The 19829-nt window shown below is 41.2% G+C and carries 20 protein-coding genes and 2 tRNA genes; 10 read left to right on the top strand and 12 right to left on the bottom strand.

Annotation, left to right across the window (positions count from 1 at the left end):
• Positions 1-171: 171 nt before the first annotated feature.
• The 4 genes from V7K38_RS15445 to V7K38_RS15430 form a co-directional block, all read right to left on the bottom strand.
• A tRNA-Met gene (locus V7K38_RS15445) sits at positions 172-245 on the bottom strand.
• Between the two features lie 167 nt (positions 246-412).
• Entirely contained in the window at positions 413-2728 is a 2316-nt protein-coding gene (locus tag V7K38_RS15440; protein ID WP_334859029.1) for a peptidoglycan DD-metalloendopeptidase family protein, read from the bottom strand.
• A gap of 789 nt (positions 2729-3517) precedes the next feature.
• Positions 3518-3979 carry a tRNA (cytidine(34)-2'-O)-methyltransferase gene (locus tag V7K38_RS15435; RefSeq protein ID WP_334859027.1) on the bottom strand — a complete coding sequence of 154 codons (462 nt, stop codon included), beginning with the start codon at positions 3977-3979 and terminating at the stop codon, positions 3518-3520.
• 473 nt (positions 3980-4452) lie between these two features.
• On the bottom strand, positions 4453-4872 hold the full coding sequence (locus V7K38_RS15430) for a fasciclin domain-containing protein (RefSeq protein ID WP_334859025.1): 420 nt from the start codon (positions 4870-4872) through the stop codon (positions 4453-4455).
• 152 nt (positions 4873-5024) lie between these two features.
• Here V7K38_RS15430 and V7K38_RS15425 point away from each other — a divergent pair, with 152 nt between their 5' ends.
• From V7K38_RS15425 to V7K38_RS15410, 4 genes are all read left to right on the top strand, one after another.
• Positions 5025-5261, top strand: a complete 237-nt coding sequence (locus tag V7K38_RS15425; protein WP_012412301.1) for a DNA-directed RNA polymerase subunit omega — start codon at positions 5025-5027, stop codon at positions 5259-5261.
• Positions 5262-5471: 210 nt separating this feature from the next.
• The gene (locus V7K38_RS15420; RefSeq protein WP_334859022.1) at positions 5472-6011 is read left to right on the top strand and encodes a hypothetical protein; all 540 of its coding nucleotides are present in this window, start codon (positions 5472-5474) and stop codon (positions 6009-6011) included.
• Positions 6012-6083: 72 nt separating this feature from the next.
• The gene (locus tag V7K38_RS15415) at positions 6084-6449 is read left to right on the top strand and encodes a DUF1818 family protein (protein ID WP_334859020.1); all 366 of its coding nucleotides are present in this window, start codon (positions 6084-6086) and stop codon (positions 6447-6449) included.
• A gap of 50 nt (positions 6450-6499) precedes the next feature.
• Positions 6500-6573: transfer RNA gene (locus V7K38_RS15410), tRNA-Pro, on the top strand.
• A 237-nt stretch (positions 6574-6810) separates the two neighbouring features.
• Here the strand turns inward: V7K38_RS15410 and V7K38_RS15405 are convergent.
• From V7K38_RS15405 to V7K38_RS15380, 6 genes are all read right to left on the bottom strand, one after another.
• Positions 6811-7314 (bottom strand): HugZ family pyridoxamine 5'-phosphate oxidase, encoded by a 504-nt coding sequence (locus tag V7K38_RS15405; protein WP_334859018.1) that lies wholly within the window; start codon positions 7312-7314, stop codon positions 6811-6813.
• A 156-nt stretch (positions 7315-7470) separates the two neighbouring features.
• Complete coding sequence (locus V7K38_RS15400) at positions 7471-8172, bottom strand: DUF305 domain-containing protein (RefSeq protein WP_334859016.1); 702 nt, start codon at positions 8170-8172, stop codon at positions 7471-7473.
• 95 nt (positions 8173-8267) lie between these two features.
• Positions 8268-10511, bottom strand: a complete 2244-nt coding sequence (locus V7K38_RS15395) for a dynamin family protein (RefSeq protein ID WP_334859015.1) — start codon at positions 10509-10511, stop codon at positions 8268-8270.
• 236 nt (positions 10512-10747) lie between these two features.
• On the bottom strand, positions 10748-12829 hold the full coding sequence (locus V7K38_RS15390) for a dynamin family protein (protein WP_334859013.1): 2082 nt from the start codon (positions 12827-12829) through the stop codon (positions 10748-10750).
• 16 nt (positions 12830-12845) lie between these two features.
• Positions 12846-13172 (bottom strand): DUF3040 domain-containing protein, encoded by a 327-nt coding sequence (locus tag V7K38_RS15385; protein WP_334859011.1) that lies wholly within the window; start codon positions 13170-13172, stop codon positions 12846-12848.
• A 215-nt stretch (positions 13173-13387) separates the two neighbouring features.
• Entirely contained in the window at positions 13388-13780 is a 393-nt protein-coding gene (locus V7K38_RS15380; RefSeq protein WP_334859010.1) for a hypothetical protein, read from the bottom strand.
• Positions 13781-14380: 600 nt separating this feature from the next.
• Here V7K38_RS15380 and V7K38_RS15375 point away from each other — a divergent pair.
• The 4 genes from V7K38_RS15375 to V7K38_RS15360 all read left to right on the top strand — a co-directional run bounded on the left by V7K38_RS15375 (position 14381) and on the right by V7K38_RS15360 (position 17276).
• Positions 14381-14641, top strand: a complete 261-nt coding sequence (locus tag V7K38_RS15375; RefSeq protein ID WP_334859008.1) for an HAD hydrolase-like protein — start codon at positions 14381-14383, stop codon at positions 14639-14641.
• Between the two features lie 103 nt (positions 14642-14744).
• Positions 14745-15719: a cysteine synthase A gene (locus V7K38_RS15370; protein ID WP_334859006.1), complete on the top strand. Its 975-nt coding sequence runs from the start codon at positions 14745-14747 to the stop codon at positions 15717-15719.
• Positions 15720-15980: 261 nt separating this feature from the next.
• Complete coding sequence (locus V7K38_RS15365) at positions 15981-16313, top strand: (2Fe-2S) ferredoxin domain-containing protein (RefSeq protein WP_334859005.1); 333 nt, start codon at positions 15981-15983, stop codon at positions 16311-16313.
• 54 nt (positions 16314-16367) lie between these two features.
• Complete coding sequence (locus V7K38_RS15360; protein WP_334859003.1) at positions 16368-17276, top strand: DUF5331 domain-containing protein; 909 nt, start codon at positions 16368-16370, stop codon at positions 17274-17276.
• A gap of 5 nt (positions 17277-17281) precedes the next feature.
• Here the strand turns inward: V7K38_RS15360 and ygfZ are convergent, their stop codons facing one another.
• Entirely contained in the window at positions 17282-18277 is a 996-nt protein-coding gene (gene ygfZ, locus V7K38_RS15355; protein WP_334859001.1) for a CAF17-like 4Fe-4S cluster assembly/insertion protein YgfZ, read from the bottom strand.
• Between the two features lie 273 nt (positions 18278-18550).
• On the opposite strand from ygfZ, the gene V7K38_RS15350 reads away from it, so the two are divergent.
• Together V7K38_RS15350 and V7K38_RS15345 are read left to right on the top strand one after the other, a co-directional pair.
• Positions 18551-18973 (top strand): putative toxin-antitoxin system toxin component, PIN family, encoded by a 423-nt coding sequence (locus V7K38_RS15350; RefSeq protein ID WP_334858999.1) that lies wholly within the window; start codon positions 18551-18553, stop codon positions 18971-18973.
• Positions 18974-18979: 6 nt separating this feature from the next.
• On the top strand, positions 18980-19198 hold the full coding sequence (locus V7K38_RS15345; RefSeq protein WP_334858997.1) for a toxin-antitoxin system HicB family antitoxin: 219 nt from the start codon (positions 18980-18982) through the stop codon (positions 19196-19198).
• 56 nt (positions 19199-19254) lie between these two features.
• On the opposite strand, the gene V7K38_RS15340 is transcribed toward V7K38_RS15345, so the two are convergent.
• On the bottom strand, positions 19255-19758 hold the full coding sequence (locus V7K38_RS15340; RefSeq protein WP_334858995.1) for a hypothetical protein: 504 nt from the start codon (positions 19756-19758) through the stop codon (positions 19255-19257).
• Positions 19759-19829: the final 71 nt, after the last annotated feature.

Genomic DNA, 19829 nt, shown 5'->3' with positions numbered 1-19829 from the left:
AACCACTGAAAAGGAAGCTCAAGAGTTAAGAACTGGACTAATTGAAATAGCAAGCATAATAGATATACTTTAAAAAATATTGCGGTAATTGAAGATTAACAAAGTTTATTAAGCTCCCTAGTACTATTGATGACTAGAAGCTGAAACCCTTATGCAGTCTTAGTTTTAAAGTGGCTCAGGTCGGAGTTGAACCAACGACCTCAGGCTTATGAGTCCCGCGCTCTAACCAACTGAGCTACTGAGCCATATATTTTTATATCATAAGTTAGTATAGCATACAAATTTGCTCAATACTAGGATTTTTGCAAATTTCTTACAGCTTTTATCCCTATTGAATTAATAAAAAGCAAATGAGGGAGTTTACCTCCCTCAACAAAACAAGGTAACGATTTAGTTACACACAGTCAAAGAATTACACGCGATTTGGTGGTAAGAAAGCTATTGGATTAACAGCACCCTTACCTGCTGGATGGATTTCAAAGTGGCTGTGTGGGCCAGTGCTGTGACCAGTGCTGCCCATACAAGCAATTGTTTGTCCTTGATGCACCTGCTGACCAGGTTGCACGAGAATTTTGCTGTTATGAGCATAGCGAGTCGTGCTGCCATCAGGATGGCGGATTTCAACGAGGTTGCCGTAGCCGCCGTTGTTCCAGCCAGCTTTTTCTATCGTCCCATCAGCTGAAGCAACTACTGGCGTACCAGTAGAGTTAGCAACATCAATTCCCTTGTGCGGTCTTCCCCAGCGCATACCAAAGCCAGAAGTTAGGGTGCCTTTTGCTGGCCAAATGTAAGCTAAGGTTGAAGTAGATGGAGGTGGTGTCAGTTCGTCAATAGGTCTTGGCAAATATTGATCCACTGCTGCCAAAGGTGGTATTACCTGTGGAGAAACTGTCCTTCCCCGCATCATTCCTAATGAGTCAGAGGCATTTACTTTTCCAGGAGGCATTGCAACTCTTGTGGCAGATTGAGTGCCAGAGGGAGTCCACTTGCTAGCAGAACCGAGATTGGGCAAGAACTCTGGGTTTACTGGTTCGGTAGGGCGTACAGCAGCATTAAATTGGGGCTTAACTGGTTGAGCGCTATAGTTAGCTCTACTAATAGGTGTAGGAACTGGAATTGGTATCGCTACACTATTTGGTCGAGCAGCAGAGTTAGGTACAATGAAATTATTGGGGGTAGAAATAGGAGTGAGCATTGCAGCATTATTAGTTTCCCTAGCTGCTGGCACAACTAAGCTACCAGACTGTTGAGCGCGATATTTCTGCTGTAATCTCTGAATTTCAGCTTGCAAGCCGCGCAAACGGTCATTATTATTTACCCGTGCTACTCTATCTGTTGGTGTTTTAGGCTGTTGCATTTGGGCAAAAGCTGTTGGCACTGGATCTTCACCACCGACACCATAAGACTTAACAGTGGTAGGGGCTACTTCTAAGTTGCTTGCACTATTTACCTGAATCTCATTGTTCGCAATTATCGATGTAGGGACGGCAACGTTACTGTTGTCGGCAATAGATGATGATTGGGGAGTAGGTAGATATGAGTTCGCACTACCAATGTTCATAGGCGAGGTAGCTACTTTTGGAGTTTTGGTGGACTCTACAAAAATAGGTTTACTCACTATAGTGGGTTGACTCGCTACAGTTACCTCAACTTGAGCAGCAGGAATAATTAGTTGTTGACTAATTTTCAGTTCATTGGGATTGTTGAGTCTATTTGCTTTAACTAGTTCTGATACTGAAGTATTGTATCTGCTGGCGATCGCTGCTAGTGTATCTCCAGGCTTAACTTCGTAGGTGGTTCGAGCCGAAGACGCAATAACTGTTGGTCTCGCTGGTACTGGTACAATTGCACTCGTTTGATTCTTCTGTTTTAACTTCGATATCAAGTTTGCTTTGCTTGCATCATCAGAAGTAAGCGGCTGGGCTAATGCAGTTTTCTCAACTCCAGTCGTCGGCTGCGCTAAACCAATATCAGCTTGTGATAAGTTTTCAGTCTCCCCAGACTGCAACTGTGCCAGACTTTTTCTTAAACGATTAGATTTTTCTTGTAAGCGATTCAGTGCAAACTCTTGTTGCGCCTTAAGCTGTGCATTTATTTCACTGTTGACTGCACCAGATGTTGCCACTGTTTGTGGCTGGGTATTTAATAATACATTTGTACTGCCAGCACCATCAGCACTATAGTCAGACAAATTCTTGACTGTTGGGAAACTAGTCTCAGCTAATGTGTTCTTCAATCCCTGTGCCACTTGTGGCTTCGGATTGGTGGAATTTTTATAACTCGCTGTTGCTGGGGAAAATGTTTTTGATGCCGGAAGTTGCAAAGACATTCCATTTGCCGCGACTTGCCATTTAGCTTCAAGCCCAGGCACTTGTGAGACTGCCGTTGGTTCCACAATCACAGGATTTTCCGGCACGCTCGCTGATGAGACTGCTTTGGACTCCAGCTTTGTGGAGGCGAATTTCACCTCAGTGTCAGGAACAGCAGGAATCGTAGAGGTTGCCTTTTGGCTGCCTACTGGCACTGCTGCTTGGGCTTGATCGCTTTGCCGAGTCACCAAAAGGCTGGTTGCTCCCATAGAGATTGCCAAGCCAATCATGGCAGCTTTTGTCCGCACCCGGCGGTTAACTTTTGGATTCATCACATTTAGCAGTTCTACCGGGGCATCATCGCTGCTGGGGTTATTGTTCAACACAGCTTTTACTCTCTTTTTTAATGCTCGTTTCAAAGACGACCTCCTATGATCACTAGCGCTTAACTGACCTCAATTTTTTTTGTTGGATACTAGTCAATGATTTAGATCGCAACAAATGATAGATCGAGATCACATTCACCAGAGATGCTTACGCAAGATTAACCCGCTTCTCTGATTTAGACAAGTTTACATGGATTAGCAAAACTTAAAGTTTGCTGTGTCTACTTGTCTGAACCACTCCTAACACCACTTAGGACGTTTTACTCTTTCCGATTATCCGCGTTTGTCTTGCGTCAACCACGGGGACTAGACAAATTATTTGCCAAGTCCATAGTCGCCACTGAGAATTCAATTGCTGCGACTTATGGAAAAGTGATTGCCCCTACTGTAGATATCTTCAAGATATTTCTACCCCATCAGTCTTCTCAACACGAGACTTTACGTTGATTATTCCCTAAAAAACAACCGTATTAACTATTAGCTACTTTTTAGCTGCTTTCTAGCGTTATTTGAGCTAAAGTAGCTCAAATACAATACATGAAGGGACTCTAGCGTTTTTGTTCCTCATTTAAGATACTTCAAATTCATCAAAATCTATCATTCAAATTTGGCATTATCTCAAGTTTTATATATAAATTTCTTATAATAACCTTGCTCCCTTTGTAAGTATCTTCCACTACAATTTCCGAATAAACCTATTTTTAGGTATATTCTTTTACATATTTTGTCGGGACAAAAAAAAATTGCTGCCACAATTCTCCAGTTTAGATAGATATTTTTGGATACTACAAGTATATTTACTTACCTCATGAAGGTAAACAACTATTGTAGATAGCCTAACTGACGACGGGTTTCAAATAAGCCAATTGCCACACTCACTGACAGATTCAAGCTGCGAACCCCTGGTTGGCTCATGGGAATATACAAAGTAGCATCGCAATCTGACAAAATTGTTGGTGGTAAGCCCGTAGTTTCACTACCAAACAGTAGCCAATCATCGGCTTGAAATTGAAAGCTGACATAACTAAAATTTCCACCAACGGTATAACCTAACCATCTGCCTCCACGCTCTTGATGTACGATTTTAAAGGCTTCTAGGGATTCGTGATAGTGCAGTTTGACATAAGGCCAGTAATCCAAGCCGGCTCTTTTGAGGTAGCGATCGCTAATTTCAAACCCCAAAGGCCCTACTAAATGCAACTCCGTACCTGTTGCTGCACAAGTACGGGCAATATTACCTGTATTAGGAGGAATTTGTGGGTTAACTAAAACTACCTGGGGCATTATCCGTATAATCTACGTATTGTATAAAAAAATTTCTTCTCAATGTTAAATCTACCAAAAGGTAGAGGCTATTCATAGGTTTTGTTAATAATAATCAAGCATCGTCTATCGATTAGATTTTTAAAACAATAACACAAACCCTCCCAGAGCAACGCCTGAGAGGATATTTAGCTAAAATCGCTAAATATTAAGTTTTATGTAGAAAAATTAATTACTAGTATTTTTTCGGGCTAGTGTCTCCCAAAAAATCACCATTGGTTTAGAGCCATGATGATGCTACAGGAGTAGGAAAGAGGCAGAGAGGATGGGAGGTAAAAAGGGGAAACACTGACTACAACTTTTCACCTATGCAACTAGGACTTACGCAAAACTACATCTTGTAGGGGCAATTCATGAATTACCTTAAGAAGGAAGAAAATCTTTCTTTTCGGCTATTGTTTGCGTAAGTCCTAACCTACTCCCCTACCCTATCCTTAACTCCCTGCTACCATTGCAGGCATCAACACCGCATCAATAACATGGATCACGCCATTGTCTGCCAAAATGTCTATTTTGAGGATATTCGCGTTATTCACCTTAATTTTGCCGTCGGCAGATTCAATGGCTACGATTGACCCCTCAAGGGTTTCTGCCTCATTAATCTGTAGCAAATCATCAGACCTAACATCACCACTAGCGATATGATACGCCACAACTTTCTGAAGCTTAGGAATATCTTTTAGTAGGGAATCTAAAGTTCCTTCTGGCAGATTGGCAAAGGCTTCGTCAGTGGGTGCAAATACTGTAAAAGAACCAGGACTCTTAAGAATTTCTAGGAAATTTGCAGATTTAGCAGCCTTCACCAGAGTATTGAAGTTTCCCGCATTGATAGCAGTTTCCACAAGGTCAGCCATAAGGATGTATCAGGTAGTATTATTAAGTAACTTATAAATTGACTAGAAGGCTCTTAGCCTCTATCAACAGACGGGTTGCTGGCGATTAAATACAAAGCAGCAGATTGATCAGTACTGCTACACTGGGGAATGACCCCAAGAACCACTGAATTATGCTAAAGCGTTCTAAGTTCGAGACAACTCAGTCTCAGATTATGCATCGTGCTGAGGAGCTGATTAGTGCAGCCTCAAATCGTTATCGCATTACGGTTCAGGTGGCAAATCGTGCTAAACGTCGGCGTTATGAAGACTTTGAAAATAACGAAGATGCAATGATGAAGCCAGTGCTAAGGGCAATTATTGAAATGTCCGATGAATTGACTCAGCCAGAGATTATTGGCGAACTATAAAAACGCTACTGAGTTGAGAGTGCTGTTAGCGTATAGCTATGGTTTAGCCCAGGCTAAGTAAAAATGCAGTTTTATAGCACTCTCATTTCAAAATATCGTTCTATGAGCAAGAAAAAAATTATACCTAGATCAATCCTCTCAAAACTCGTAACTCAGCACGGGGTAAACCATAGCTATCCGCTAAGAGTACTACTACTTGCCTTAATGGTAATGAGTGTAACTGTTTTGGGTTCAGGGGTGGATAAATTACTACATCGAAATTTATTTAGTATCCAACCTGTTTATGCTCAGAGAATCACTCCTGGCGATGTTTGGCAGCTAGTTTATCAGCAATTGCCAGATTTACCACGGGAAAACAAGTATATCAGTAAAGAAAATGGGAAAGTTGCCGAAAACAACACCCTAGCAAATCGCCTAATTAGATATCACGTTTATACCAAAGGGCGTGCCTCAATTTATCGTTTGGATTGGAAGCTGACTTTAGCTGATTACCTGGGCGCGAATGAAATTATGTATGATACTACCTATCCGGGGAATGATTCACTACGGAAAAATCCTATTGATGGCGATAAGGCTGCGATCGCACGTCTCACTCGCAGTCAGAGAGATGCCTTAGTGCAAGTCTTAGTCAATATATTTAATCCTGCTTCCCAAAATACCCAATCACCCAACCCTAACACTACACCCATTCCTAGTACATCAACAACCCCACAGTCACCCCAACGAGGAGGTGCTGAACTACTGAGATAGTGGGAAAGTTAGAAATTATGAGTTGTAAACTCCTAACTCGTCTACAGACAAAGATTTTTCGCGTCTCTAATTATGGAACGTGTTATAAAAACCGGATCTGGTTGGCGTATTGGCTGGAATCCTGATGCAACTGAATTTCAAGGTTTAGTCGGTACAGATAATTGGGCAATTGAGTTAACAGAAGCCGAGTTGAATGATTTTTGTCGTCTGCTAGCACAGTTAGCAGACACCATGAAGCAACTCGCAACTGAATTAATGGAAGAGGAAAAAATTGCTTGTGAAGCCGAAAGCGATTTATTATGGATGGAGGTAGAAGGTTATCCTCATGATTACAGTCTCCGCTTCATCTTGAATACAGGGCGATGCGTAGAGGGTAAATGGGATGCTTCTGCTATTCCAGATTTACTGCAAGCTGCTGGAATGCTTAAGGTTTTTTAAACTTGGCTCTTGATTATATTAGAGTTTTGCTGTATGATAGTAATTCTGACCGGGGCGTAGCGCAGCTTGGTAGCGTGCCACTTTGGGGTAGTGGAGGTCGTGGGTTCGAATCCCGCCGCTCCGATTGATGATAAGCCATGCCTGCTAGTCTTTTCAAAAGATTAGCAGGTTTTTCAATGGCTTTTCACCCGAAAAACTCTACCTGATATTAATTACCTACTACAGATCGTTGCCCTGGTAAGCTAATCAGCATTTAAGCTGCAATATAGGTAAAACTACCTTTCTGTTTGATTTTCCGATGCCAGTTAATCACTAACTGCCTTGATTCAACAGCTGATCTCGCAGTGATCTTAATTCATCCTTACTTTTTGTCAGTATCTCCTGCGATCTGAACAAGTTGATGGAGATTATCATCACTGATGTGATACGCTCCCCCAAAACCAACTACAAAACGACCTTCACTAGGAGTTAGCTGAAAAATGCGAAAATCAGACAAGCCGCGCAAAACCTCGATAATTTGACCAAACCGCCCTTGAAATTGCTCAACAATTTGATTCCACTTGTCGGTTTCACGCTCGATCAAAGTTGCCGTACAATCAAAACTTAAACGACGACGGGCAAAAATTAGATTACTCTTGGCTTCATCCTCGATAAACAAGACACTAATATGAGGATTAGCATAGATATTTTTGGTATGAGTTGAAAGACCACTGACGTAAATGTAGATATTCTTGGAATCATCCATTACAAAGGGAGCATAACTAGCATTGGGTATTCCATGTCCGCTCACGGTGCTAATGATTACACTCTCAAATTCTGCGGGAAATTTTTCATACTCAGCTTGAATGTCTTCAAGTTGACTCATAAGTAAATTACCGTTTAATTAGTAACAATTAGTTCTTTGTAGCCCTTCGTAGACATCGCTCCTAAAATAACCAAGCACCTACCCCAAATTCACAACCGCAAATGCAATTGCTTACTTGCCGAACCATATTACGAATTACGAATTACGAATTACGAATTACTTGTTGTACCAAGCTTTTCGCCACTGTTGCATTTCTTTAATCTCTATCTGTTGGGCTTTAACAATTTCTTGGGCTAATTTCTTGATTTCAGGGCGCTTAAACTTACTTAAGGCATCTTGCCCCATTGTTACAGCCCCTTCGTGGTGAGGAATCATCGCATTGATAAAGCGCAAATCAAACTCAGCATCAGCTGCACCTAAATCTTGACTCATCATCATAGTTTTCATTTGGTCTAATGACATTTCCATCGTATGACCCATTTGGCTGTTGTAAGCCATTGGTTTATCTCCTGCCTTGGGATACCAAGCTTGTCGCCACTGCTTCATCTGAGTGATTTCTTGGTTTTGTGATTTGATGATATTGTCTGCTAGCTTTTTGATTTCAGGACGTTTTGATTTCACCTGCGCAACATTCGCCATTTCCACAGCACCTTGATGGTGCGGTATCATAGCGTCAATAAATCGTAAATCAAAATTAGCATCGGCTGGGCCTAAATCCATTCCCATAGCGTGATTCATCATGCCATCACCGTGGTTCATCATCTGCTTGTCGTTAGCATTAGTGGTGGTGGTTGCCTTTGGCGCTTGGCTTTGGTTCTGGGAAGCAGTACTAGCACAGCCTGTCATTAACCCACCAGATGAGGCGATCGCACTAAAGGTTAATGCCAAAAAGCCATTCTTCAAAGATAGCGGTTGCATAAATCTCACCTAACAATTCCCTAATTATAATTAAATTAGGATGAGTCCTAAAAGATCCCCGACTTCTTTGAGAAGTCGGGGATCTGGCTATTTATTTATTTATCACTCAAAATTGTGTAAGCATCATTAACTAAGCGCATTTTGTCTTGTGCTTGTTTTAGCAGCTGCGGTTGATTTACAAACAAATCTGGATGCCATTTTTTAACTAAAGTTCGATAAGCCTGTTTTACTTCAGCCTGAGAAGCATAAGCTTGCAATCCTAAAATGCCGTAGGCGCGAGTAATCTTATCTTTTTCTGTCTGGCTTTTGGGTTGACTGGGTGCTTTGTTACTTTGAGTTGAATTTTGCTGTTTGCCAGTTTGGGAACCAGGCGATGTCTGACGACAAGCCTTAGGGCTACGCATTTCTGCTTTCATCCGCGCTATTTCCTCATTGAGTTCCCAATCACGAAATTTCGCCTCCACCTCTTCTTTGCGCGGAGACGGAGAAGCTTTTGGCGGTGGAGAAACAGATTCTACCCTTGTCTGAGTATTCTTAGCAGTATTTTCCTGTTGTTGCTTAACAACTGGATCTTTTTCAGGGGAAATTTTAACTCTCTCTGGCTGTGGCGAATATTTTCTATTAGTATTCGTGTATTTAGGTATTTCTTTATAAGGTTGATGATTTGAGAGTATTTTGACGTTTTCTAATTCTTGTAGCAAGAGATTGAAACCATTTTGTAATTGGTGTAAACTTTCGCGTTTTTTATTAATTTCTAGTGGCTCTTGATTGAATTCAACAAAGCAAATTACTTTTTCAGATCGCCGTTCATATTCAGCTAAAATTGATAGACCTTGATTGCTAAAACTAGATAAATAATCTTCACTTGCAGTTATACAAAGTTTAGCAACTTCCTGATGATAAGATTCCTTGGCTAATTGTTCGTCTTGTTTTTGGATATTCTTATTTAACAAATAAGAAATACTCCCGACGACAGCAGCACCTACCGGGCCGCCTAATAACCAACCAATACCACCACCAACAGCAATAGAACCAGGTTCACTCAAATCATCACTATTGTTTGGCTTTGGGGGTAATATTAGTTGTGGTTCGCTAGGAAAGGGAATTAATAAATCTTGCGGTCGTTCTTCTTGGAAAAACTCGTAAGCTTGATAAAGCCATTTTACCGCAGCTAATTCTAATTTATTTAGGTCTTTTTTAAGAATATTTATTTGCCAATCTTTAAATTTATTTTCTGCCAATGCAACTGCCGCATCAGCTTGATATTTTGTGAGTAGCTTGGGTAGCGCTAACCAATCGCGTAGTTCTTCTATACTAGTAGTGAAACCTTTATAAATTAAATTAGCTGCTTTTTGTTTAATTTCAATTTTACTATTTTGTTTATCGTCAAAAGATTTTATTTCAAGAGCAATTGGGTCAATTTTAGCTTTTAATGAGAGTAGGATTTGAGAAGCGATCGCTTGCACTCTTGGCAAACGCACACTACCACAATTTGGTTGCAAAATCTCTACAATATTTTGCAACGCTGTTTCAAAAGCTGCTAAACCGCTACTATTAGCAGCAGCAACATCTCCTTTTAATCTGGCTCTTAAAGCAGGTAAAGCATCCACGCGATATAAATTACTAAAACCTGGAGGTAATTCGGCTCGAAAGCTTTCTGCAACAAACAGCAGGCGATTTTGGACTTGTTTTTGCTCGTCGGGTTCGAGTAAGTTAAGAAAATTGGCAACAAATATAACTGTTTTAATACCGCGATCTAATAGCCAATCTCGTAAGTTTTCCCGCTCACTTAAAGTCATTAACTTCCGTGCATCTAGTAATTGAATAACTAAATCTGCACTTAAAAGTTGTTCTCTGACTAAATTATCTTGTTCATCTCTATCATTAGTTCCCGGTAAATCGAGAAATTCTACGCCTGTCTCTAGGAAGGGATGCGGACAAAAAACTTCTACAGATGCTACATCTTTTCGCATCTGTCTATTACCATCAAGAATTGCAAATTGCTGTAAAATTTCTGTGCCACTGCGATAGATTTCTGTACCATCTACCAATATGATGCGAGTCCGCAGATCAGAGCCATACTTGACAGTAATGGATGCGCCCGTGGTGGGAATTAAATCAATTGGTAAGGTGCGATTCGCTAACATGGCATTCAGTAAGGTAGACTTGCCATGATTAAAGGGGCCAAATACCGCAATGCGAAAACTAGGATTAACTAGATGATTGCAAATGGTAATTATATCTTGATGCAATTGTGATTTGCGTTCTAAATTCAGTAATGCAGATGCAGATTTAAGAGAATCTGCTAAATTCTTATAACCTTCATACTGTTGTTGCATAGTTTCTCGTTCTCAGCTTCTAGCTGGTAATGCAGATCGTTGGGGCTACTGCCTCACACTATTATGTTTATATGCGTATAATTCAACATACAACAAAATCCTAGTTTGTAGTGAGCAATTTATCGCTCATAGCAAAGTTTATTAGGACTAAATTCCTTACTACAAACTTTAATTTATTGGCATTGAGCTACTTATATTTATTGGAGGCAAAGCCTCCTTATAAGTATTTACAAGTTTTAGCTATAATAAGCTAATAAATTGCTATATGCCGCCTCAATTTTTTGCAACTGAGCTATTACATCTTCCTGTAAGTTTTTTAACCGATTGAACTCACCGTCACGATTTATTTCGCGGGTTTGTTTCTGCTTAACTAAATTATCTAATTCAGATTTACGAGAGACAATATCATCGTTAATCCGCTTACTCACTTCTCTTTCGTAAGAATCAAAACACTCTTTCACAGCCTTGTCTACAACCTGAGATTGCTCGTAGGCAACTTGTGGTAGATGTTTTACTAACTCTTTTTTCGCTGTTTTAACTAACTCTCTACGCGCTTGATCTGCTTGTAAAAATCCTACCCCTAAACCTAGCAGTGCAAACCCGATTGGCCCAAGCAAAACACCTGTTGCTGCTGTAATTATCCCGCCAATTCCAATTACAGTGAAGTAGTTTAACAAGATATTTTTCCAATCAAATCCAGCCCCGGCTAGTGCAAAACCAGCAAGATTTCCTTTAGACAACGATAACAATCCCATTGCCCATTTTGCCCAGCCGGGGGAATTATCTTCTTCAGCAGTAGTAGTGGTATGTACTTTTACGTCTTGTCCGGTGAGCTTTTCTGTAATTTGGTCTGTGATTTGATTGTAAGATGCGCCATATTGTGATGCACTACGAGAAAGTTCTTTAAAAGCTGCATTGATATCTTTTTCAGCAGTTAATGTCCAAGCAGCAGATTTGTCAGTGATGTATTGCTCAAACGCTTTTTGCAGTGCGGCGTTAAATGCTTCTCGTTTCCCACTATTGAGAAAATCAAACAAATTTAATTCTGGCTGATAGCGTAAGAAGTCGTTTTCAAAGGTATTACCTAAGTTTAAAACGTAGCTGCGGAAAGATTCGGAAATCGTTCTTGCTTGAGTATCTCTGGTATTGATAATTTCTTTTTGGAATTCATCTCGAATACCTGTGAGTTTGTTAAACTCTGGTTCTACTGAATCAATCCGTTTTTTCAATTCATTTACATCTTGGTCAAGTAATGGTATACGTCTTGCAACTGCTTCACGGGTATGATTACAGGCAAGTCTTGCTAAAGTTCTGACTTGACGGAGTTCTGCGATCGCACGTTCTCTGGTAAGAAATGTATTAAGGGAATCCATAAACTTGGGGAAGCCAGTCCCCTCTAAATCAGCTTGGGGGTTCTTCAAGCGTCGTCTGAGGGCTTGAATTGACGAAAGCTCAAACACCCGTTCGTCATAAATATTCTGACCTTCTACAGTACAATATTCTGCTAAATTCGCCCTAAATACTTGTCGTAATCTATCCTCAGATCCTTGTAATTCTTCGACATCATCAGGATCAATCAATGATTCCCGCACCTGATCCCAAGCATTAACTAAGAAGAAAATCGTCAATCCTCGACCTTTGATATAATTTTCTAGGTAGCGACGCTCACCCAAAGTACAAGGTTGAGAAGCTCTCATCACAAACAAAATTGCATGGCAGTTATTTACATAACCCAAAGATAATTCGTTTCGCGCTTCTGTATCATTCAATCCTGGACTATCGACAATTTCAATTCCCTTTTCTAGTAGCGTTAAGGGATACTCAACTACTGCATAATCAACATTGGGAAAGGCTTGTTTTTTCTCCTGCTCTAGTTTTTTAGCTTCAGCCGGATCGATGGTATATTTATATTTAAAGTTCTGAAAATCTAGCTGTTGCGGGCTTTTTCCACCATTAAAATGAATGGTAACTTTCTTTTCTGGCCCATAGCGTAAAACTGTTAACACTGCGGTACAAGGATTAACATCGCTTGGTAATAAGTTCTCCCCAATTAAGGCATTGAGAAACGTACTTTTACCGCGTTTCATATCGCCCAATACCAAAAGGCTAAATACACCTTGCTGGAGGTTTTTACTAGCTGCTGTAATATCTTCAATATCTCGTTCTAAACTTAGTTTTCCTGATGAAGAATCTCCAGCCAACTCAGCTTGATTAATTGTTTCAGCTAATTTACTTAAACATACAGATATCTGCGAGCGCACTTGAGCAACCCGCTCTAAATCTTGGATAAATCTGTCAGTTACTACCTGCTCAGTCATAACAGTTACACCTTTATTAAAGATTGGTTTTTTTAGATTCAAAAAATAGTTTGTAAGACATCCACCCCAGCGCACCAACAATAATAAACCCAGCCAGCACTGAGGCTATTCTCACTGCAACCAGCGCTACCACACCAAGAGCAAACAGCTTTCCACCCAGAATCAGTTTTTTCATCCAAGGTTTCTGAAAATTTTCTGGCTGATGCTTCACAGTTTGATGAAAAGCCGCATCGGTAGCATAGATGTCAGTTTCCATTTCCCGGAGTCGCAATTCAACTTCTCGTTGTCGCAATATACGTTCTCGGTGTTCAAGTTCTTTTTTGCGATCGCTTTCAGATGTCATCGGTATCCATCCCGTCTAAGATCATCAAAAGATGTCAGCATTCACTTATCAATCATGCTGTATCGTAACTCACGTAAATACTTAAAAACCCCAGTAAAATTACTATTGAAATTTTCATTGCCTGCTAGATGCAATCATGCGATGCCTGCGGCGGGCTACGCCTATGCAAAGCAATCGGCATCATTACACCGTGAATGATGCCTACTTGTTACTAGTTACGCCGTCTGTGTAGAAGCCGCTTTTGAGTCTGCGGTGGATTTTAACCGGGTGATAGTGGCTTTACGAATACGATCGCTTGTGCGTACTCCGCCTGTCATCTCGTATTCCCGGCTGTCTTTGCCATACTTCAACACCACACCACTAACCAAGCGTTCTGAAGTTTCCCGAATAGTCTTTTCAAGGGTTTCTATTTCTGCCTTTGCCGAGTCAAGAGCCGTTAGCATCATATTATACTGGTCGATCTGGTTGCGGAGTTGTCCGGTTAACTGGGTTAAGTGGTTTAAACTGATGGAACCACCAAAGTCGAGGCTGGAATTAATCGATTTAAATCCGATTACTCTCTGTTCGGTTTTTTCTAGCACGGGAGAGCTTCTTTTTTTGCGTGGCATCAATGTACGCTTTTTACTAAACTTTATCTTTCTAGAGTGTCTCAATAGGACAATGAAGCGGTTCAGTAAAGCTTGCAAAAAAAGGTGTTTTGTTGAATAAGATTGGATTACTGGCTCAGTAATTACACGAGGCTAGATAACAAATGGCTGAGAATAGACTTGTGTTGTGGACGAATAGACTTATGTTGTGGACGAATAGACTTATGTTGTCGACGAATAGACTTATGTTGTGGACGAATGGACTTGTGTTATGGACGAATGGACTTGTGTTATGGACGAATAGACTTGTGTTATGGACGAATAGACTTGTGTTATGGACGAATAGACTTGTGTTATGGACAAATGGACTTGTGTTCTAACATATAAAACTCTTACTTGATTTTTGAAAAAACTAAGTACACATCTATCACTTCTTTTCTGTTCTTTGCTCCCTCTCTCTACATAGCAAAAAAACAGTGATACAAGCTTTAATATTCGACTTGAACAATTAGCTGCGGCCAACGAGGTTAACGAGCAACTTCTTGCACCTGCGTTCGATGCAATCAGAAAAGCAAATCACGGCGCTGTCTCTGAGGAGTCGCTGAACGAAGCGTTTGCTGATTGTTGGCGGCATTCGCTGGATTGGGTGGCAAGCAGGGAATTTTTGAGTGTATGTTGGATACTTATCAATTGAAACCGATGCAAGTTCTCGTCCTCGGAGACAATTCAGATTCAGAAATCCTAGCAGGAAATCGTCTAGGCATGAGAACAGTAGAAACCCTCCGGGCGGGAGTGCCGCGTGCGGATAACGCAACCTTTTACATCTACTCTTTGTCTGAGCTAAAAGAGCTGTTGACCAGTCTGGAAAATAATAAGGAGTAGTAAATCTTAAGTAGGGTGATTAGGATTTTAGGCAAATCAGTTGTAAATTATGCGATCGCTATAAGCCAAAATTTTTATAGATACTCACACAGGTATAGTCAAAATGGATATTAAAAATGGCTTCGTTGGCGCTGTTGGTAACACACCCCTAATTCGCTTAAACAGCTTCAGTGAAGAAACAGGATGTGAAATCCTTGCTAAAGCTGAATTTCTCAATCCTGGCGGTTCCGTCAAAGACCGCGCCGCACTTTACATCATCGAAGATGCCGAAAAGAAAGGTTTACTCAAACCCGGTGGTACTGTTGTAGAAGGAACTGCTGGTAATACTGGCATTGGACTGGCGCATATTTGCAATGCCAAAGGCTACAAATGCCTAATTATTATTCCCGATACTCAGTCACAAGAAAAAATAGACGCACTGATAGCATTAGGCGCAGAAGTCCGTCGCGTTCCTGCTGTACCCTACAAAAACCCAAACAACTACGTCAAACTATCTGGCAGAGTCGCTGCTGAGTTAGAAAATGCTATTTGGGCGAATCAGTTTGATAACTTAGCCAACCGCCACGCCCACTACGAAACCACAGGGTCGGAAATTTGGAAACAGACAGATGGTAAAATAGATGCATGGACAACTGCAACTGGTACTGGTGGTACTTATGCTGGTGTAGCATTGTACTTAAAAGAACAAAATCCAGCGATTAAATGCGTTGTTGCCGATCCTTTGGGTAGTGGACTTTATAGCTATGTCAAAACCGGTGAAATCAATATAGAAGGAAATTCGATCACCGAAGGCATCGGTAATGGTCGTGTCACAGCCAATATGGAAGGCGCACCTGCTGATGATGCCATTCAAATCGATGACCAAGAAGCTTTGCGGGTAGTTTACCAATTACTGAGGAAAGATGGGCTGTTAATGGGCGGTTCAACGGGTATTAATGTTGGCGCAGCTGTCGCCCTAGCGAAGCAGTTAGGGCCAGGACATACCATTGTCACCATCTTATGTGATAGTGGTTCCCGGTATCAGTCACGGATATTCAACCCTGAATGGCTAGCTTCAAAAGGATTTTCAGTAGATTAGTTATTGGGAATTGGGAATGGGAATTGGGAATGGGAAAGAGGACTTGGGGACAAGGAGAATTGGGGACAAGGAGAATTGGGGACAAGGAGAATTGGGGACAAGGAGAATTGGGGACAAGGGGAAAGACTTGTTGTAAGTTCTAAACTTTTGTCCCCTTGTCCCCTTGTCCCTCTGCTTCCCCCGCTCCTCCTGCTCCTCTCCCCTCTGTGTCCTCTGTGTCTCTGCGGTAATGCCTCCGGCACGCTCCGCGAACGTTAAAAAATGTCAAACATAACTCAACCATCAAACTTCCCCATAATAGACCAACCTTCTTTTTCTAAATGTGTACGAGTTTGTCAAAATCGCACCTGCAAAAAGCAAGGTGCAGTCAAGGTTTTAGCAGCTTTTGTAGCTTTACCAATCCCTGATGTAACAGTAACGGCTAGCAGCTGTTTGGGACAATGTGGCAATGGGCCGATGGTGCTAGTGTTACCCGATATGGTCTGGTATAGCGGCGTTCAACCGGATGAAGTATCTCTACTGATAGAAAATCATTTGCTGGGTGGTGAAAGAGTTAAACAGATGCTCTATTATCGGTTTCATCCCCAGAAATAAAGCTAATTAAAAATATCAAGGTCTGCAATTTTTTTGACTGAAGTGAGGCATCCAATGAATATTCAACAGTTGCGTCAATCCTTAAAACAAAAGTGGCTTATTTATTACAAGCAAAATATTACCTGGCTCGTCAAAATGCGGATTTGGGGGACTTATGATGGTCTGCGCCGTCCTTTGTCCGGTTTTATTTTGGCAACACTGTCTGTTTTAGAACCCCAGTTTGATGAAATACTTGCTTTTATGCTGGATCTGAATAACGATCCAGATAAAATAGTTGCTGCTTTAGGTCTTAATTTCAATCCCGATCAAGAGTTACATTTAATAAAATCAGAGGATTCTATTGTTATCAGCCAAGTTGAAAGCGAATCGCCAGATGAGAAGCATTTTGAGGATAAACATCTATCATCGGCTGTAACTGCCAGTAAAATTGCCCTCCATTCTCTTGCCAAGACTCTAGACTCTAACTTGTCACGCGCCGATCAACTTGCGCCATCATTTACAGCTACAACTGAGGTAGTTCGCACCCGCAAACCTGAGTTGGTAGTTGCATTTGCTACTAAAATTGCCCCAGATACTCCGGTAAAAACGCCCGCATCCAGTTTTATAAGGGAATATCAACCAATAGGATCGCACTCTGCACTGACAATGAGCAGTGAAATCAACAGCAAGATCAAAACTATGCCATCTGTGGTGTTAGCTATGGAGGTTAAAAGCAACGCGCCATCTGTCCGAATGCCTGTAGGCGCATTGCTGGCAATTACCACTGAGATTAACACTGATGGTAAACCAGTGCGATCGCTAGCAATTACTACTGAGGTTAAAAGCAACAGCAAAAAACCGAATATTCAATCACAAGATGTTAAAAGCAAAGTGATACCAAGCACTAATGCCCGTAGTTTAGCTTGTTGGGTAGATGAATTTTGTTATGGCACTAGGAATAAAGAAGAAGATATTTTGACTTGAATTACTCAGGGATACTCATGAGAAACAAAGGGTATTTCTATGACTTCACCTTCAGTTTCTCCCACTTTAACTTTTAAGCCTACGCCACCAGCTTTAGTGCGAATGTAACCTAGTCCAAAATAACCATCAGCCGTTTCTGTGTAACTGGTAAGTTTGCCGACCTTTTCATCTCCAACTGCGATCGCACTTCCAACTTCTACAGGCGCACTGAGGCGGATACCCAAAAGGTGTTGTTTTACACCTTTATATGTATTTAATCGAGCAATGGTTTCTTGCCCAATATAGCAACCTTTAGTAAAAGAAATTGTTTGCCATAAACCAACTTCCAGAGGATTGTAATCATCTGTGAGTTCGGAATCTGGCGCGGGACGGCCTTGTAAGATTCGTAAGGTATCCCAAGCGCGATCGCTCATCTCTACCGCCCCAGCTTCTAACAATTTATTCCACACTGTTGCTTTGTCAGTATATGGGAAAGTGAAGGTGTATCCAGGTGCAGCTAATCCACTACCCACAGCAATCCGCACCCCCTCGGAGGGAGCAATAGTGTATACTTTGTGACTAGCATAAGGTTGACCGATGAGTTCGCCAATACCCAACTTTTCTAAAACAGCGTCGCTTCCAGGGCCAATGAGGCTGAAGGTGTTGGTGTATTTTGTGATATCAGATAATTGCACCTTGTCGGCAGGGAAAATATATTTATCTAGCCATTCCATGAGATATTGGCGGCGGTTGGGTGAAACCAGCAGGATTACTGCATCTTCTCTAAGGTAGGCGGTTGCTAAATCAATTGTTCTAGCTGTGGAAGTGACGAAAACCGTATCACAACCTTGTCCTGGCTTGAGTATTTGAAAATTGTTAGTACTTTGGTTGTGTAAAAAGTTGAGGCGATCGTCGCCAGCCACTTTGATGCGTCCCCAGGCGGTGCGATCGCATATTGCAACCCCAAATTTGGCGGCTTGGATAGCTGCTGCGTCTTTATCGTCAATTGTAGATGTTGGCATGGTGATGAGAATTTGCCCTGTTTCAATGTTGTCGCACTGGAAATCTTAGCAAATAAGGGTTTGTGGCTTCAATGCACCTCCGGTTTTCTTGTAGCGTAGAATCAAATCAAAAGAAAGTAAGCCTTTCGTAAACAAACAAGAGCGATCGCCCACATCAACCCCATCATCAAAAGTGCGATCGCTTATTTGACAAAGAAGATATTTATCTCTGGCGATCGCTTTTAAATCTTTTGGCTAGAACTTTCATGACAGCGTATATGCTACCATGTATACATGGTGATTAAAATTGTAGTTGATACCAGCGTTTTTATTAGTGCGCTGATTAGCTCTAAAGGTTCTAGTCGAGAACTCATTCGACGCTGCTTGAAAGGAGAATATCTGCCTTTGATGGGAAATGCTTTATTTTCTGAGTATGAGTCAGTCATTCAACGCTCAGAAATTATCACCAAATGCTCTTTAACTACTGAAGAAATTTCAGCTTTACTAGCATCATTAATGAGTGTCAGCCAATGGGTTTATATCTACTATTTATGGCGACCAAATTTAAAAGACGAAGCTGACAATCACTTAATTGAATTAGCAGTTGCAGGAAATGCTCAGATTATTGCCACTCACAATGTCAGAGATTTCCAAAATGCTGAATTACTATTTCCTAACTTATCAATATTAAAACCTGAAAACATTATTAGGAGTTAAACAAAAGTGGCAACTCTAACTATTCGTTTACCAGACGAGAAGCATAATAGATTGAAACAACTTGCTCAAGCCAAAGGCATCAGTGTTAATAAGTTAATTGAAGAACTTTCAACTATAGCTCTAGCAGAATTTGATGCTCATACAAGATTTAAAGCAATGGCTGCAACTGGCAACCCAGAAGAAGGATTAAGAGTACTGGCTAAACTCGATGCTCTGACAGAATAAAGCTGATAGCGCGATCGTGTGAACACTAACTGGAGGCGATCGCCATATCAACCTCATCACTCAGGAGTACCGCAGCTTTCTGGCAATTTAGCAAACGCCTGCTCAACTAACTCCTTTGCCTTAGCATCCAAACGCAGCCAATCCACTTCACCCAGTTCATCGATTAAACTAGTATCAATATCAGCGCCTTCCTTCTGTGGACTGTATTCAATAAAACACACCTCATAACACAATTCCCATAAATCGATACTCGCTTCTTGCTGTTGACGCTGCAAACGTAGATGATATCCTGGATGGGGCATCGGCAGACGAGCCAGAGTTTCTCTGATTTCATCTGCTTCTTGGGGTGTTGCAGTTTCCATTCCTTCCAACAACTCAGTCACCAATGCTTTGATTTCATCAGTGGTACTAGCGGGCCAAATCAAGACATCGTGGTAAGTTCCCGTCCAAGAAGATTCATCAAGGGACTTGCGGATATTATCGATAACGCGAATGAAAGCAGGTTGCATGAGGATTTCAGCCTGCTGCCATGCAACGGAGTTTGTTATTTTAGGTGGCATTGGTAATAAACAGGGACACTAAAAGAAAAATAAACAGTCTGCGTTTATTAAAAAGCTGCGTTTTTAATCTA

Origin of the sequence: Nostoc sp., assembly GCF_036917465.1 — a bacterium.
In the GTDB taxonomy this organism is placed as follows: domain Bacteria; phylum Cyanobacteriota; class Cyanobacteriia; order Cyanobacteriales; family Nostocaceae; genus Nostoc.
This window is presented reverse-complemented; position numbering and strand designations above follow the sequence as displayed.

What these genes read in the sequence shown, in the direction of transcription:
- V7K38_RS15370 (WP_334859006.1), top strand. Translation starts at nt 14,745, where the DNA reads ATGGATATTAAAAATGGCTTCGTTGGCGCTGTTGGTAACACACCCCTA.
- V7K38_RS15340 (WP_334858995.1), bottom strand. Translation starts at nt 19,758, where the DNA reads ATGCCACCTAAAATAACAAACTCCGTTGCATGGCAGCAGGCTGAAATC.
- V7K38_RS15435 (WP_334859027.1), bottom strand. Translation starts at nt 3,979, where the DNA reads ATGCCCCAGGTAGTTTTAGTTAACCCACAAATTCCTCCTAATACAGGT.
- V7K38_RS15400 (WP_334859016.1), bottom strand. Translation starts at nt 8,172, where the DNA reads ATGCAACCGCTATCTTTGAAGAATGGCTTTTTGGCATTAACCTTTAGT.
- V7K38_RS15420 (WP_334859022.1), top strand. Translation starts at nt 5,472, where the DNA reads ATGAGTGTAACTGTTTTGGGTTCAGGGGTGGATAAATTACTACATCGA.
- V7K38_RS15390 (WP_334859013.1), bottom strand. Translation starts at nt 12,829, where the DNA reads ATGACTGAGCAGGTAGTAACTGACAGATTTATCCAAGATTTAGAGCGG.
- V7K38_RS15430 (WP_334859025.1), bottom strand. Translation starts at nt 4,872, where the DNA reads ATGGCTGACCTTGTGGAAACTGCTATCAATGCGGGAAACTTCAATACT.
- V7K38_RS15395 (WP_334859015.1), bottom strand. Translation starts at nt 10,511, where the DNA reads ATGCAACAACAGTATGAAGGTTATAAGAATTTAGCAGATTCTCTTAAA.
- V7K38_RS15405 (WP_334859018.1), bottom strand. Translation starts at nt 7,314, where the DNA reads ATGAGTCAACTTGAAGACATTCAAGCTGAGTATGAAAAATTTCCCGCA.
- V7K38_RS15365 (WP_334859005.1), top strand. Translation starts at nt 15,981, where the DNA reads ATGTCAAACATAACTCAACCATCAAACTTCCCCATAATAGACCAACCT.
- V7K38_RS15360 (WP_334859003.1), top strand. Translation starts at nt 16,368, where the DNA reads ATGAATATTCAACAGTTGCGTCAATCCTTAAAACAAAAGTGGCTTATT.
- V7K38_RS15415 (WP_334859020.1), top strand. Translation starts at nt 6,084, where the DNA reads ATGGAACGTGTTATAAAAACCGGATCTGGTTGGCGTATTGGCTGGAAT.
- V7K38_RS15385 (WP_334859011.1), bottom strand. Translation starts at nt 13,172, where the DNA reads ATGACATCTGAAAGCGATCGCAAAAAAGAACTTGAACACCGAGAACGT.
- V7K38_RS15425 (WP_012412301.1), top strand. Translation starts at nt 5,025, where the DNA reads ATGCTAAAGCGTTCTAAGTTCGAGACAACTCAGTCTCAGATTATGCAT.
- V7K38_RS15350 (WP_334858999.1), top strand. Translation starts at nt 18,551, where the DNA reads ATGGTGATTAAAATTGTAGTTGATACCAGCGTTTTTATTAGTGCGCTG.
- ygfZ (WP_334859001.1), bottom strand. Translation starts at nt 18,277, where the DNA reads ATGCCAACATCTACAATTGACGATAAAGACGCAGCAGCTATCCAAGCC.
- V7K38_RS15380 (WP_334859010.1), bottom strand. Translation starts at nt 13,780, where the DNA reads ATGCCACGCAAAAAAAGAAGCTCTCCCGTGCTAGAAAAAACCGAACAG.